Here is a 13,024-nt window from a genome sequence, read left to right on the forward strand (position 1 = left end):
GCCGTTCGTCGACATCCACTTGCTTATCTGCACAGCGCGATGGCGAACTGTCTAGCGCTCTGAGGTCGGCCAACAGGGGCGCGGGCGTGCACTCGCGAGCCAATCGCCGGATCGGGCTTTTCGCACTACCCCGCTCGATACCGCAATCGGTCCAGCAGGCTGTTTCGCCGCGCCGCACGCCTTAGAGGGGCAACATGTAGGGAAGTTTGCCGTCATACATACCACATATTGACACAGTGTATGATGTTCCCCTATCGTTCTAAATAGCGGCAGGAGGATTGGCCATGCGCGGCGACTACAGGTTCACAAGTCTCGCATCCGGCTGCGGCGACAGCATCCTGATCGAGGCGCATGACAAGGTCGTGATGGTCGACATCCACTACCGTGCTGCCCGAGCGCAGGACGAGGATGACGACGAGGCGCCCGATTTCGCTCCGGATATCCGCGCCGCCTGCGGGAACGACCATCTGGACGTGTTCGTGTCGACGCACCCCGACAAGGATCACGTCGGCGGCTTCGGCGAGATATTCCACTGCGGCTCGCCGGAGAGCTGGGACAGCGACCCCGAGGATTCCGACCCCAAGATCATCGTGGACGAGATCTGGTGCACGCCATACGGCCTCAATCCCCACTACGTCACCGACCAGTCGAAGCCGATCACCGATGAGATCAAGCGCCGCAATGCCCTCCAGGGCACGGCCGCGGGCGAACGCGCGGGAAACCGGCTGAAGGTCATGGACACTAGCCGGTTCTCAACGGGTGCCATCACCACTGACTTCGAATGGCGACTGCTGGCGCCGACGCCTGCGGAGTGGGACATTCCGAAGACCGCGGAGGGCTGCCCCCCGGCTTCCTCGAACCCGACCAGCCTGGTCATTCAATGGACCATCCGGCGGTTCGGAGGCGAGAACCTGATCCTGACCTGCGGCGACACCTCGGTCGAGGTGCTCGAAAGACTGGAAAAGGATGTTCACCGCAAGAACCCAGGACATCTCGCGTGGCACGTCCTGCTGGCGCCTCATCACTGCTCGCGACGGTCGATCGGCCGGGTGCTCAACGGCGGCTGCAAGGACGAGGAGTTCACCGAGTCCGCCGAGGCGTTGAAGGCGCTCGGCGAGCAGCGTGGCAACGGATACGTCGTGTCGAGCAGCCGGCGCGTTGTGCGGGGCGGCGACACGCCGCCGTCATGGCACGCGAAGCGCCGCTATCTCCGCATCCTCGCCAACGGCGGCGAGATCACGGGTTCTGTCGAAGGCCGCTTCCGCTGCACCGGTGGCAACGGAGCTTCGGACCTTCCGGCCCATGTCGTCTTCAACCTGACCAGCGGCGGTCCAACGCTCGCGCCCGCGAAGGTGCCGGCGACGGTCGGTCTTGGCGGTGCCGGCGCGGCGGTCGGAGGTGGCGGCTCCTATGGCTGACGGCAGCGACGAACCCGTCGATGGCGAGATCGTCGCTGAGCCAGACCTGAGCCAGCTGCTGGAGATCGCGCGCATTTCGCAGTCCGCCGGTGTCGTCGCATCGTCCATCGAACTGCGCCGCCTGGACGAAGGCGAGATATTGACCTTCGACATCAAGACGGAGCCGACGGTCGGGGAACCGGCGGCCGACGTGCGGGAAGTGGAGCGGATACATTTCGTCTACCTTGAGGGCCGCGCCTTCGGTCAAACCGCACCCTACAATGTGCTCTGCGACCGCGAGGACTTTCCCCGCAAGATTGGTCATCTCTGCTCAGGCGAGCCGGGATGCCGAGCGGCGCCCTGCCTGGCGCTGGGCGGCATCCAGCCAATCTACGAGCGCGCCGGCATAGAGGCGATCATGACCCGGCTGCGCGACTTCCTGCGAGACGCGAAGACAGGCACCCTGATGATGGATGGCTGGGAGCCGGTTCCGTTCGGGGTGGGCCAGAAGCTGCGAATGGGCCAGCTCGAGCCACGCACCTTGCAAGAGCATGCGCTCGCCGATCCCGATGCGGGCAGCGCCGTCGGCGTCGCGATCAACTTCGATGACGACGACCGCAAGCAGGTGTCCGTCTTCTCGCAGATCCTCGAGCCGGCGAACGTCCAGGCGGCCATCGGATTCCACAACGAGAAGTTCGACCGAAAGCGGGTCGCCGTCCCTTGGGTGTTCGTCTGGCGCGAACCATCGGCGGTCGAACGGGGCCCGCTATTCGAGGATTGGAGAACGGGCGGCGAGCTGCTGGAGGGCATGAAGGCGATCGGCGTGGATCACGCCTTCGATGCCACGGTCGGCGACCTGTTGCAGAGGGGCGTAGACTTCCGCTGCGTACGACCGCCGCTCTTCGGCAGAGCGATGGTCGTGATCATCGGGGTTTGGCGACCGGCGCCAATCATGAACGCCTTCTTCGGATATTCCGAAGACCAGGCTGCGCGCAGCCTCGAACTGCGAGCGTTCCTCGTGTCGCAGGATTACGACAAGAGCATCCTCGACGCCGATACGCGCATCGAAACGATCGTCGGCGACTACCCGCCGCGACCATCGTTGATGCGCTGGGTCGCGGGTGCGGACCCGCTGCCACCCGTTGCCTTGCTTGGGCACGGCGCCCTGGGCAGCGCGATACACGACAACCTCGCCCGCTCCGGAATGGAGGACGTGCTCGTGTGGGACAAGGATCGCATCCACCCCCACAACCTCGCCCGCCATTCCGCTCGCACAAAAGACGTGTACGCGAATAAGGCCGACCAGGCGAAGCGTCTGACCGACGCGCTCTGGCACGACGAGGGCAAGTCCGAGGCGATCAAGGACGACATTGCGACCGTCGACATCGACGACCTCAAAGCAAGGATAGAGGGTCGGCTCGTCATCGACGCCACTGCCGACGAACAGGTCCGACTTCGAATGGACGAACTGAGGGGCTCGACCGAGGCGACCATCGTCCGGACCGAGATGTACCATGAGGGGCGCCTCGGAATGACGTTCGTCTCGCCGCCGGGCGGGCCCACCATGTCGGACATGATGCTCGCGACGATCGGGCTTGCACCCGACGATCCCGACGTGGCGGGCTGGCTCAACTACGAGGATCGGCATCCGCTGGGCCCTGACCCGCTGCTCTACGGCTTCGGCTGCACCTCGATGACGGTGCACCTGCCCAAGCACGCCGTCGAACAGCACGCGTCGGTTGCGTGCACCGCCATTCTCGGCGATCGGAGCGAAGCCGGCATCCTGCTCAACCCGCTTGACGAGCGGCTCCGGCCGACGGGCTCGCGCTGGGTTCCCATGGAGGCATTCACCGTCCTCCGACCCGCCAGCGTGGACGAGTGGCAGATCCGCGTCTCGCCTTCCGCCATCGCGGCCATGGCCGCGGAGCGCACCGCCGCGGTTCCGGCCGAGACCGGTGGCTATCTCTACGGGAGCTGGGACCCGACGCGTCGGGTGATCACCGTCATCCACGCCTCCCCCCTTCCGCCTGGATCAGAGGCGACCGAGACCAGGCTCGAACTCGGCAAGGCCGGCGGCACCCTCGCGGAGCGCCGGCTGACCCGCCTTGCCCGTGGCCGCGTCTATCTGTGCGGCACCTGGCACAGCCACCCGGACGGATCGGCGCACATGTCGGGCCGCGATGATCGCGCCATGACCGCACACGCTGAGAAGGACGCACCCGATCTGCGCCCGACACTGATGATCATCGTGGCGCAGGACGATGTTCAAGCGCATCTGAGGCTACCGTGATGGCTGACCTGCTCAAGACCGGCATCAACACGAAGTACCTAGCCCCGATCGTCGTGGCCTATGCGGCCGCGGCCGGGTTGCTCGGCATCGACCGAGTGGCGCAGGTACAGACCCTCCTCCAGCATGCCGGCTTCGCGGGAGTCGCCGGCATCGTCATGCTCGTGCTGCAGGAACTCTTCCCCCGATCGGTGAAGGAGGTGCTCGTCTTCTGGCGGCTCCGCGACCGGGTCCCCGGCTGTCGGGCGTTCACGGGGATCGCCCCCAAGGACCCCCGGGTGGACCCGACCGACCTCGCCGTACTGCTTCCGTCGACGCCGATGACGCCGACCGAGCAGAACGCGCTCTGGTACAAGTGGCTGAAGGCGACGGAGAGCGATCCCGCGATCGCGGACAACCACCGGCGCTTCCTCATCCTCCGCGACTGCGCCGTGCTTCTTGCCCTGCTCGCGCTCGTGACGCCCGCACTGTTCGTGTGGACGCCCAGCAGCAACGATCGCATCCTGATGCTCGGCGGCGGGGTGCTGCTCGCCTACATAGTCGTGGCCCTGTCCGCCCGGAACGCGGCCGTCCGTCTGGTCGGGAACGTCGTCGCACGGAAGGTGGGAACGGCATGATGAAGCAGCGTGAAGATCGAAAAAAGCCGTTGGTGAAGATCGAAATTCACGACGTCGATCATGGCGGCTGCACGGTGATCACCGGCCCGGCCGGGCACCGACTGATGCTGGATTGCGGGCTCTGCAGCGATAGGCCGTGGTATCCGTCGATCGCCTACGGCGGCGAGCGCATCGATACGCTGATGCTTATGAACCTCGACGAGGACCACTGCGAGGATCTGCCACATCTTTGGCGTGCCTGCGCGGTGGGCGGACTCGTGACCAACCCCACTGTCGATGCGCGGGCGCTCAGGTCGATGAAGGTGGAATGCGGAATGCGTGCCGGCGTGGCGAAGGCGACGGAGATCCTCGAACGCTTCGGGACCGGGTTCCTGGGCGATTGGTCTCACGACCTGGGCGGGGTCGCCTGGCATGTGTTCTGGAACCGCTATCGGGTCGACTTCACCGACACGAACAACCTCAGTCTGGCCGCATTCGTGCAGTTCGGACCCTTCACGATCCTGTTCGGCGGCGACCTCGAACGTCCGGGCTGGCGCCAGCTGCTGAAGAACCCGGCGTTTCGCGCGAAGCTGGCGACGACGACCGTCTACGTCGCGTCGCACCACGGACGCGAGAATGGCTGCTGCGACGAGATCTTCGACATCTGCCATCCCGAACTCGTCATCTTCTCCGATGGTCGCAAGCAGTACGGCACCCAGGAGACGCGCGACTGGTATGCAAGGCGGACGCGAGGGATTCTCGACTTCGGCAGGCCTGGAGGTCTGCTGGGGCAGCCGCTGCGCAAGGTGATGACCACTCGACGGGACGGCACCATCACGATCGAGGTGGGCACCGACGGCAGGTTCTGGGTGTCGGCAACACGACAGGACAGTGCGCCCGAGCTGTCCGACCTCGTCGCCAGCCTCCTGTCCTTTGGCGAGAACGATACCTATCGCCGCGGATCGGCGCCTCGTTAGCCAGCGCAGCGGGTCCGCCGGAGTGCGGTGCCTAAGCGGACCAGCGAGCGTCCGCTTGTCTGGGCTCGCTGCCCGAGAGCGGCCAGTCCGCTTTCCACCCATCAGACCGTAAGATTGAGAAGCGAAAGAGATCGCGAAGGTTTGAAGCTGCTCGTATAGATCCATCCATGCATCGCCTTCGGCTCATGCTCCTACCCTTTGCACTCATGCTGTGTGCCGGTGCGTCGCCTCAGGCTGCATCCAGTTGCGCGGTGCTCTACGCGAATGATCAACCACCTGCTGTGGTTGATCATAAGAAAGGTAGAAGTACCCGACTGCTGTGCTTCCGCTCCTTTTCGGTCCTTCATTCAGGAGTGACGCGCTCGCCTCTCTATGCCGCCGAAGCGATCACCCGAGACGCTGCGCGGGCGGCGATGGCCTTCGACTATCGTGACAACCGGTTTCATCCGGAGGCGCGTTTACCGCGCGACGAACGGGCTGAACTCGCCGACTATGTCGGCGGCGGGTTCGACCGCGGTCACATGGCTCCGTCCGGGGACATGACCACGCCTGAGAACGACTTCGAGACTTTCAGCCTCGCCAACATGGTCCCGCAGGACGGAGCGCTGAACCGAAGCGGCTGGGCGTCGCTGGAGCAATATGTGCGATCACTCGCGATAACGCTCGGCAGCGTCTTCGTGGTGACCGGTCCGAGCTACGAGACCCGCAAGCTCCGCAGCCTCCGAGGACGGGTGCTCGTTCCCAGGCACGTGTGGAAGGCCGTCTACGTTCCCGGACAGGGCGCGGGCGCCTGGATCGCGACGAATGAGGCACGATCGCGTTGGCGGGTTCTCTCTGTGGCGGCATTGACGGCGCGCACGGGCGTGGACCCTTTCCCTGCCTTGTCCGCCGAGGAGAAGCGCCGCGTGCCAAGATTTCCGCTCTTCGGCGAACCCGAGGATGATCGATCAGGGAGGCAGTAATGATAGAGCCCTTCGCAGACGACGAAACCGCGATGACCATAGCCAGCATGTCAGTAGAGAACGGGAAAACTGCGGTCGTTCTCTCCGGGAATCTCACGATATCCCGGGACCGGGAGGGTCTTGAAGCTGCCAGGAGGTTGAAGGAGTTCGCGGACGCTCTGCTCGCAGCGCTTCAGACGGAAGCTCTACCCGATCGCATCGAGAGAAACGGCGGAGACCCCAGAACGATCGACAATCCCTTCGCGTAGAGCTTGTCGTTGAGACATCTGATTGACCTTCCCATGTCGTTGTCGCCGTTCTAGCCTTCGCTCACAGCGTCGGAGCTCGATGGCGGCCGAGCTGGGGGGGAGGTAAGGGATGGCATCTGCCGTGGGGGCGGTGAGCAGCGATAACCAGTGGTGCCAATCCGCCCGTTCCCAGCTCGGAACGAGACGGAGGAACTTGGCAGGGGGAGTTCTGCACGTTGACGATGCCGGCAGGTTCTTCCTGGCCGACGAGGCGATGCAGGCTCGCCTTGACGCAGACGAACTCGAGAATGGCGACACCGCGTTCCTGGCACGGACCGGTCACCTGCGTCGACCGGGTCTGCAGACGCACGCCGCGACGTTCGCCGCTGCCCGCAGACGCTGCACGGCGAGTCCGTTGGACTACCTCATCCTCGTTCCGACGCTGCGCTGCAATCTCGCTTGTTCCTACTGTCAGGTGTCGAGGGCGGATGTCGGCTCGCGGCGGCACGACTGGTCAGAGGAGACGCTCGACGCCGTGCTGGCCATCGTTCGCGGCCTGGACGCGCGTGCTGTCAAGATCGAGTTCCAGGGCGGCGAGCCCACCCTTCGACCGGACCTGATCCGCAGGGTGATGGAAGCGGTTCCTGCTGGCATCGACGCCACCTTCGTCGTCTGCACGAACCTTCAGGAGGTCGGATCGGATGTGCTGTCCGTCTTCGACCGGGAGGACGTCCAGATCAGCACGTCGCTCGACGGTGCGGCTGCCACGCATGGACGCCAGCGCACGGGCGGGGTCAACCGCACCGACCTCTTTTTCCGAAACCTGGACTTCCTGCTCGATCGCTACGGACCGGGGAAGATCTCCGCACTGCCAACCGTAGATCCCGCTTCGCCTCCCCCCGCCTCCGAGCTGATCGAGGCATTCTCGTCGCGTGGTCTCCACTCGATCTATCTCAGGCCGATCAACTATCAGGGGTTCGCCCGAAAGCGGCATCCCCACGCGCGCGACCTGAACGCGGACTGGCGCAGCTACCACGAGGAGTTCGTGCGCACGCTGATCGCCCGGAACTGGGCCAATCGCACCGTAGTGCTCGAGGAGAGCTATTTCAGCCTGCTGCTGCGGAGGATTTTCCGGCCGGGACAGGATCGTCATGTTGATCTGCGCAACCCCAACCCGGTCGGTCGCGACTACGTCGTGATCGACCACGACGGGCAGGTCTATCCGACCGACGAGGCGCGCATGCTGACCCGGTCGGGCGTGATCGACCTTGCCATTGGAGACGTGGAGCGCGGTTGGGACACGCCAGAGCGCGCGGCGCTGGACGCCACCTCCACGAACGACGGCGATCCACACTGTGAAGCCTGCGCCTACAAGCCCTTCTGCGGCCGGGACCTCGTCGACGACATCGCGCGCTATGGCAGGGTCGACCTGCCGCGGCCGGAAACCGAGTTCTGCCGCCGGCACCTGCACCTGTTCGATCTCGCGTTCGATCTGATCCACTCGCAGGACGAGGCCGTGCTCTACTCTTTGCGACGTTGGCTAGGTCTCGCGGGTGACGACGTTCGGTTGGGAGTGCGGCAATGATTCCGCTCGCGCTCGCCGCCACAAGCGACGCCCAGGCGCCGTTCGTCACGCGCTTGGCCGGAGCGGAACGCAGAAGCCTCGAAGAAAGCCTGTGCATCGCTTCGACGTCTGAAGACAGCCTTTGGAGTGGACCGCACGGGCTGTTGAGGATTGAGCATCCGCGCGAGGCGGTATCCGGCGACATCGTGCTGGTCCGTCCCGCCGAGGGGCGGCTCGACCGGCTTCTTCGATCAGGATCGCGGCACAACTCGCTGCTGGTCACCGAGCAGTGCGACCAACTGTGCGTGATGTGCTCGCAGCCGCCGAAGAAGACGCACGACGTCCGCTTCGACCTTCTGCGAGACGCGTGCCTGCTGGCCGACGCGGGCATGACCATCGGCATAACGGGCGGGGAGCCGACGCTGCATCGCGAGAGGCTGCTCGGCATGATCGAGGAAGTGCTCGTGGCCCGGCCGGACCTATCCTTCCACGTGCTCACCAACGCCCAGCACTTCCGGCGGGAGGACGTTTTCCGCCTAAAGCGTCCGGAGTACGCGAAGGTGGTCTGGGGCATCCCGCTCTACTCGGCCGATGCCCTTACACACGACCTCGTCGTCGGCAAAGTCGGCGCCTACGAGCGGCTGATCGACGGTTTCGCCCACCTGATGCTGGCTGGAGCGCGGATCGAGCTCCGGACGGTGCTGACGCGCGCGACGGTCGATGGCATCGTCGATTTGGCTGACATGGTGGTGCGTGACCTAGCCCATGTCGAGCAGTGGTCACTCATGGGTTTGGAGAACATCGGCTTCGCTCGAAACCGGTGGAGCGAACTGCATGTGGATCTTCGCGACGACTTTGCGCCCATCGGGCACGCGATCGACGTGGCAACGCTCCGCGGCGTACGGGCTAGGCTCTTCAACGTCCCGCTGTGCCACGTGCCGGAACCGTTCCGTCACGCGGCAGTAGCTTCCATTTCCGACTGGAAGCAGCGGTTCGGTGAGGCCTGCTCCACCTGCCGGGCGAAATCCGCCTGCTCGGGCTTTTTCGAATGGCATCCTCCACTCCTCCTCGAAGCGGTGACGCCCCTATGAAGAAGCGCAGGTTCATGATCTCCAGCCTCCTGATGGCGGGCATCGCGCCGCTGCCGCCCCTGCATGCGCAGGACCTCAGTGTGGCGCCGCCCGGCGGCGGACCAGATCCGGACGACGGGCAGTGGGTGCAGCGGTTCGCTCAGGATCACGGCTTTCTCCTGGCGCAGCATCGCTCGCACTCCAGTCACGCCTCGCACAGCAGTCATCGGTCCGGCTCGAGCGGGACCTACCGGGCGCCCGTCTACACGCCGAGAGCGCCTAGCCGACCTCGCACCACGCCCCCGTCGTCGTCCACGCGTTCCGAGTCTCGCAACACCCGGAGCACCCCGGACTCGTCGGTCCTGCCGTCGTCGCCGGCCATCACCGACAACCCTTTCTCCGCATATACTCCGCCCAGCACTGCGACGATCCAGTCGGTCGTCCGGCGCGTGCAGATCGGGTTGCAGGCGCAGGGGTACTATCACGGCGCTCTCGACGGCGTTGTTGGCAAGGAGACCAGGGCGGCGCTGGTTAGATTTCAAACCGATAAGAGCCTGCCCGTGACCGGTACGATCACCCCGGAGGTGCTGGATGCGCTTCGCATACCTGCGCAATAGGTTTGTCACGCACGCGGCCGCTTTGATCGCGGGAGCGGTCATCGCGTGGTTGGCGCTGCCGGTATGGCGAGAAGCGGTGATGCGCTGGAACCAGAGGGATTATGGCCTTCTAGTAGAGCAGTGCGACGGTGCGATGCGCGACCACTACCAGGCTAAGATGCGGGCCGCGGACGAGCCTTCGAGGGACACGGGGCTCGCGCTGCAGGCCGGTGAAGTGGGGCTGATCGTCTGCCAGGACTACGACCTCTACCAGAAGCGGCTGGTCCAGTGGGGGCTGAGGGAGGACGAGCTAGCGCAAATGCGGCTGAAGGCGATCGAAGCGCGGGCGGGCGATCTGGATGAGGTGGTGGGGACCCATGAGATACGCTTCTAACCTGGCGCTCGCCGTTAGTTCCGCCCTGTTCGCAGTCGCCGCCCTGGTCGCCTGCGGTCGGAACGACGGGGGCGACGGATCAGCGGGAGCGGCCTTTACCGATCCGCCGGCAACCGACGCGATGCGGCTCGGAGCGCTTCGGAAGGCGGCGCTCGCCAACGGCTTCGTGAGGTCGGGCGAACTGGCGGTTCCGGTGGTCTCTGCCCGCCACGATGTCGGTCGCCTCATCTTCGCCTCGCCGATCATGAGTCTGAACGGGCGCATCAGCTGCCAAGACTGCCATCTGGACCAGTTCGGCTCAGCGGACGGTCTGCCAAACGCGATCGGCGTCGGTGGTGAGGGCGCGGGCGCCGCGCGCCTGCACAGCGGCGGGCGCATCCTGCCCCGCAACGTGCTCCCATTTTGGGGTCGCGGAAGCCGCGGCTTCGACACGTTCTTCTGGGACGGCCGCGTGCAGCTGGTCGATGGTCACGTCGTGAGCCAGTTCGGCGTTCATGCGCCTTCGACCGATCCGATGATTGTGGCCGCCCATCTTCCATCGGTCGAGGTGCGCGAGATGGTCACCGACACGCCCCAGATCCGCGAGGGACTCATGTCCGAGGACGTGGGTGCGGCGGCCTCGATCCAATCGACGCTCGCCAGCCGCTTCGCCGCCGATCCGGCGATCGGTCCGAAGCTGGCCGCTGCCTACGGCCTGCCGCGCGACCGCGTGTCCTTCCGCGAGGTCACGGATGCGCTCGCCTCGTTCATCCGCTTCAACTTCCGTATAAGGCCGACCAGATTCGAGCGCTTTGTCCACGACGGCGGCCCCCTGTCGCGCCGTGAGATGGCGGGAGGCGTGCTGTTCTACGGGCGCGGCCGCTGCGCGGCCTGTCACGGAGGTCCCTACTTCAGTGACATGAAATTCCACTCGGTGGCGTTCCCACAGGCGGGCTTCGGCAAGAACGGCTTCGGCGTCGACGAGGGTCGCTACAACACCACGCTGAATCCAAAGGACCGCTTCCTTTTCAGGACGCCACCCCTCTACAATGTGGCCAAAACCGCGCCCTACTCGCACTCGGGTTCGGTCGTGCGGCTGGAGGACGCGATCGTCGCGCACTTCGATCCACTGCGCCTCGTCGACACCCGCGAGATGACGGTGCGCGAGCGGTCGGACCTCTACGCAAGGCTGGGTACCGCCTCCCGCGAGACGCTGCCGTCGGCACTCACGGACGAGGAGGTTCGCCAGCTCGCCGCGTTCCTCCGGACGCTCAGCTTCTAGGAGGCGGGATCCGCGCCTTCCGCTTCGGACGGTGCGGTCACCTCGCGATCCATTCCGTTCGCTTGTGGTTCGTCCGCCTGCGGCGCCTCGCCGCCGTCATTCGTGATCGTTTCAAAGCCGTCCATCGGCTTGGCCGACTCGGCGCTCGACACGGTCGGAGCCGTGGTCGGACCCAGGGCTTGGATGGCGGCGTTGACGCGCACCATACGAGCATCAACGTCCGTGTCGCCGGAACCGAACGACTGCCGATACCGATCGACCGCGGACTGTTCGGAGAACCAGAACGCCTCCGCCTGATCGCCCGCTTGGTCAAGCAGGCGCCCCGCGATGCGGTCGAAGGCGAAGCATCGGTCGCGAACGCCGTCCGAGGACCTGGAGGCGAGCGCAGCATAGCAGTTCTCGCTGTATAGCCTGGCGCCGGAGGATCCGAGCGCCTCGACGGATCGCTGGGCGTCGCCGGCAGCGGTTCCGACGACCGTCGGCAGGCTGGGTTCGGCAGGCGGCGTCTTCTCGGCAGGCGGTGGCGACGCGGCCGCCGGCAGCGCAGCCGCCGTTTGCTGCGGAGCGGCGGTAGACGGAGCCTCCTTCGCGTCGGGACGCAACGCGCGCACGAGCAGGAAGACGGCGACGAGCGCGATGGCGACGCCGACCTTGCCGGGGGGACGTGTCACGGGACCGGCGTTCGAGCCCGCGGCCATCAGTCGTCCCTCGTTTGCTCAAGGCTTGGCAGGTGCGTTCGCACAATCAGCGGAGCAGTTTGCGAAGGATCGACCAGAACGAGAATGTAGTCTGATTGTAGACCCGGTTGTACGCCGCCCGCTTCGGGTCGGTCAGCCAGCCGTATCCGCGCGGTGCCTTGAGCCCGAGCGCGTTTCGGACCATCCTTTTGGTCGACGTTCTTGCGGCGATGCTCTTCCGCAGGCTCGGTTTCCGCATTCCGTATTTCATCGGCTGAGGCTATTCCTCCATGCGGCCGAGGACAAGCGTCCCGTCCACAGTGGGGGAATGACATGGCCGACTTGGAGCAAATGCCGTTCGGCGGAGCCGAGTTCGCGGAGAATCCGGAGCCGAGGTGCCCCTGCCTGCTGCTGCTCGACACTTCGAGTTCAATGGGTGGTCGGCCAATCGACGAATTGAACGCCGGCCTCACCGCATTCCGGGACGAGCTGAACGCGGACGCGCTCGCCGCCAAGAGGGTCGAGGTGGGGATCGTAACCTTCGGGCCGGTTCAGGTCGCCACCGAGTTCACCTCCGCCTCGAACTTCTATCCTCCACATCTCGAGGCCAGCGGCGTCACCCCGATGGGAGAGGCGATACGGCGCGGCATTGAACTGCTGCGTGCCCGCAAGGACGAATACCGCGCCAACGGCGTGGCCTACTATCGTCCATGGATCTTTCTGATGACCGATGGTGCGCCGACCGACGTCTGGTCGGGCGCGGCGGACCTCGTCCGCCAGGGGGAGGAGCGCAAGGAGTTCATGTTCTACGCCGCAGGCGTCGAGGGTGCCGACATGGCGACCTTGGGGCAGATCGCCGTGCGAGCTCCGCTGAAGCTGAAGGGCTTGGCGTTCCGCGAGCTGTTCGCCTGGTTGTCCAGCTCGCTCGGTTCGGTCTCGCGATCCAATCCGGGGGAACCGGTTCCGCTCGCCAATCCCGCCGCTCCGAGCGGCTGGGCGGTGGCCGACTGAAGAGC

Annotated in this window: 13 protein-coding genes; 12 read left to right on the forward strand and 1 reads right to left on the reverse strand. The window is 65.5% G+C overall.

Going from position 1 to position 13,024, the window contains the following annotated elements; translation table 11 throughout:
* Nucleotides 1-278: 278 nt before the first annotated feature.
* The 11 genes from FFS35_RS08235 to FFS35_RS08285 all read left to right on the forward strand — a co-directional run bounded on the left by FFS35_RS08235 (nucleotide 279) and on the right by FFS35_RS08285 (nucleotide 11,331).
* Nucleotides 279-1,418, forward strand: a complete 1,140-nt coding sequence (locus tag FFS35_RS08235) for a hypothetical protein (RefSeq protein WP_137786609.1) — start codon at nucleotides 279-281, stop codon at nucleotides 1,416-1,418.
* Entirely contained in the window at nucleotides 1,411-3,687 is a 2,277-nt protein-coding gene (locus FFS35_RS08240) for a ThiF family adenylyltransferase (protein WP_137786610.1), read from the forward strand. The genes FFS35_RS08235 and FFS35_RS08240 overlap by 8 nt, the downstream gene beginning before the upstream one ends.
* Nucleotides 3,687-4,301 (forward strand): hypothetical protein, encoded by a 615-nt coding sequence (locus FFS35_RS08245; RefSeq protein ID WP_096614157.1) that lies wholly within the window; start codon nucleotides 3,687-3,689, stop codon nucleotides 4,299-4,301. Before FFS35_RS08240 ends, FFS35_RS08245 begins: the two co-directional genes overlap by 1 nt.
* A complete protein-coding gene (locus FFS35_RS08250; RefSeq protein WP_137786611.1) occupies nucleotides 4,301-5,257 on the forward strand; it encodes a hypothetical protein in 957 nt (318 codons plus the stop codon). Before FFS35_RS08245 ends, FFS35_RS08250 begins: the two co-directional genes overlap by 1 nt.
* A gap of 206 nt (nucleotides 5,258-5,463) precedes the next feature.
* On the forward strand, nucleotides 5,464-6,219 hold the full coding sequence (locus FFS35_RS08255; protein ID WP_245857939.1) for a DNA/RNA non-specific endonuclease: 756 nt from the start codon (nucleotides 5,464-5,466) through the stop codon (nucleotides 6,217-6,219).
* A complete protein-coding gene (locus FFS35_RS08260) occupies nucleotides 6,219-6,467 on the forward strand; it encodes a hypothetical protein (RefSeq protein ID WP_096614226.1) in 249 nt (82 codons plus the stop codon). Before FFS35_RS08255 ends, FFS35_RS08260 begins: the two co-directional genes overlap by 1 nt.
* A 109-nt stretch (nucleotides 6,468-6,576) precedes the next feature.
* Nucleotides 6,577-8,031: a radical SAM protein gene (locus FFS35_RS08265; protein WP_137786612.1), complete on the forward strand. Its 1,455-nt coding sequence runs from the start codon at nucleotides 6,577-6,579 to the stop codon at nucleotides 8,029-8,031.
* Nucleotides 8,028-9,101, forward strand: a complete 1,074-nt coding sequence (gene hxsC, locus FFS35_RS08270) for a His-Xaa-Ser system radical SAM maturase HxsC (protein ID WP_096614228.1) — start codon at nucleotides 8,028-8,030, stop codon at nucleotides 9,099-9,101. Before FFS35_RS08265 ends, hxsC begins: the two co-directional genes overlap by 4 nt.
* A complete protein-coding gene (gene hxsA, locus FFS35_RS08275; RefSeq protein WP_171007564.1) occupies nucleotides 9,098-9,697 on the forward strand; it encodes a His-Xaa-Ser repeat protein HxsA in 600 nt (199 codons plus the stop codon). Before hxsC ends, hxsA begins: the two co-directional genes overlap by 4 nt.
* Nucleotides 9,672-10,070: a TIGR03982 family His-Xaa-Ser system protein gene (locus FFS35_RS08280; protein ID WP_096614230.1), complete on the forward strand. Its 399-nt coding sequence runs from the start codon at nucleotides 9,672-9,674 to the stop codon at nucleotides 10,068-10,070. The genes hxsA and FFS35_RS08280 overlap by 26 nt, the downstream gene beginning before the upstream one ends.
* A gap of 121 nt (nucleotides 10,071-10,191) precedes the next feature.
* Complete coding sequence (locus FFS35_RS08285) at nucleotides 10,192-11,331, forward strand: His-Xaa-Ser system-associated MauG-like protein (RefSeq protein ID WP_212742185.1); 1,140 nt, start codon at nucleotides 10,192-10,194, stop codon at nucleotides 11,329-11,331.
* Here the strand turns inward: FFS35_RS08285 and FFS35_RS08290 are convergent.
* Nucleotides 11,328-12,029 (reverse strand): hypothetical protein, encoded by a 702-nt coding sequence (locus FFS35_RS08290; protein WP_137786613.1) that lies wholly within the window; start codon nucleotides 12,027-12,029, stop codon nucleotides 11,328-11,330. The genes FFS35_RS08285 and FFS35_RS08290 overlap by 4 nt on opposite strands.
* A gap of 312 nt (nucleotides 12,030-12,341) precedes the next feature.
* Between FFS35_RS08290 and FFS35_RS08300 the strand changes: the two genes are divergently transcribed.
* Complete coding sequence (locus FFS35_RS08300) at nucleotides 12,342-13,019, forward strand: VWA domain-containing protein (RefSeq protein WP_096614236.1); 678 nt, start codon at nucleotides 12,342-12,344, stop codon at nucleotides 13,017-13,019.
* Nucleotides 13,020-13,024 lie beyond the last annotated feature (5 nt).

The sequence above is a fragment of the Sphingomonas sp. 3P27F8 genome (genome assembly GCF_005502745.1).
GTDB lineage: Bacteria > Pseudomonadota > Alphaproteobacteria > Sphingomonadales > Sphingomonadaceae > Sphingomonas.

Bases quoted from the DNA above. Each gene is read 5' to 3' on its own strand.
- FFS35_RS08240 (WP_137786610.1), top strand. From the start codon at position 1,411: ATGGCTGACGGCAGCGACGAACCCGTCGATGGCGAGATCGTCGCTGAG.
- FFS35_RS08245 (WP_096614157.1), top strand. From the start codon at position 3,687: ATGGCTGACCTGCTCAAGACCGGCATCAACACGAAGTACCTAGCCCCG.
- FFS35_RS08250 (WP_137786611.1), top strand. From the start codon at position 4,301: ATGAAGCAGCGTGAAGATCGAAAAAAGCCGTTGGTGAAGATCGAAATT.
- FFS35_RS08255 (WP_245857939.1), top strand. From the start codon at position 5,464: ATGCTGTGTGCCGGTGCGTCGCCTCAGGCTGCATCCAGTTGCGCGGTG.
- FFS35_RS08260 (WP_096614226.1), top strand. From the start codon at position 6,219: ATGATAGAGCCCTTCGCAGACGACGAAACCGCGATGACCATAGCCAGC.
- FFS35_RS08265 (WP_137786612.1), top strand. From the start codon at position 6,577: ATGGCATCTGCCGTGGGGGCGGTGAGCAGCGATAACCAGTGGTGCCAA.
- hxsC (WP_096614228.1), top strand. From the start codon at position 8,028: ATGATTCCGCTCGCGCTCGCCGCCACAAGCGACGCCCAGGCGCCGTTC.
- hxsA (WP_171007564.1), top strand. From the start codon at position 9,098: ATGAAGAAGCGCAGGTTCATGATCTCCAGCCTCCTGATGGCGGGCATC.
- FFS35_RS08280 (WP_096614230.1), top strand. From the start codon at position 9,672: ATGCGCTTCGCATACCTGCGCAATAGGTTTGTCACGCACGCGGCCGCT.
- FFS35_RS08285 (WP_212742185.1), top strand. From the start codon at position 10,192: ATGCGGCTCGGAGCGCTTCGGAAGGCGGCGCTCGCCAACGGCTTCGTG.
- FFS35_RS08290 (WP_137786613.1), bottom strand. From the start codon at position 12,029: ATGGCCGCGGGCTCGAACGCCGGTCCCGTGACACGTCCCCCCGGCAAG.
- FFS35_RS08300 (WP_096614236.1), top strand. From the start codon at position 12,342: ATGGCCGACTTGGAGCAAATGCCGTTCGGCGGAGCCGAGTTCGCGGAG.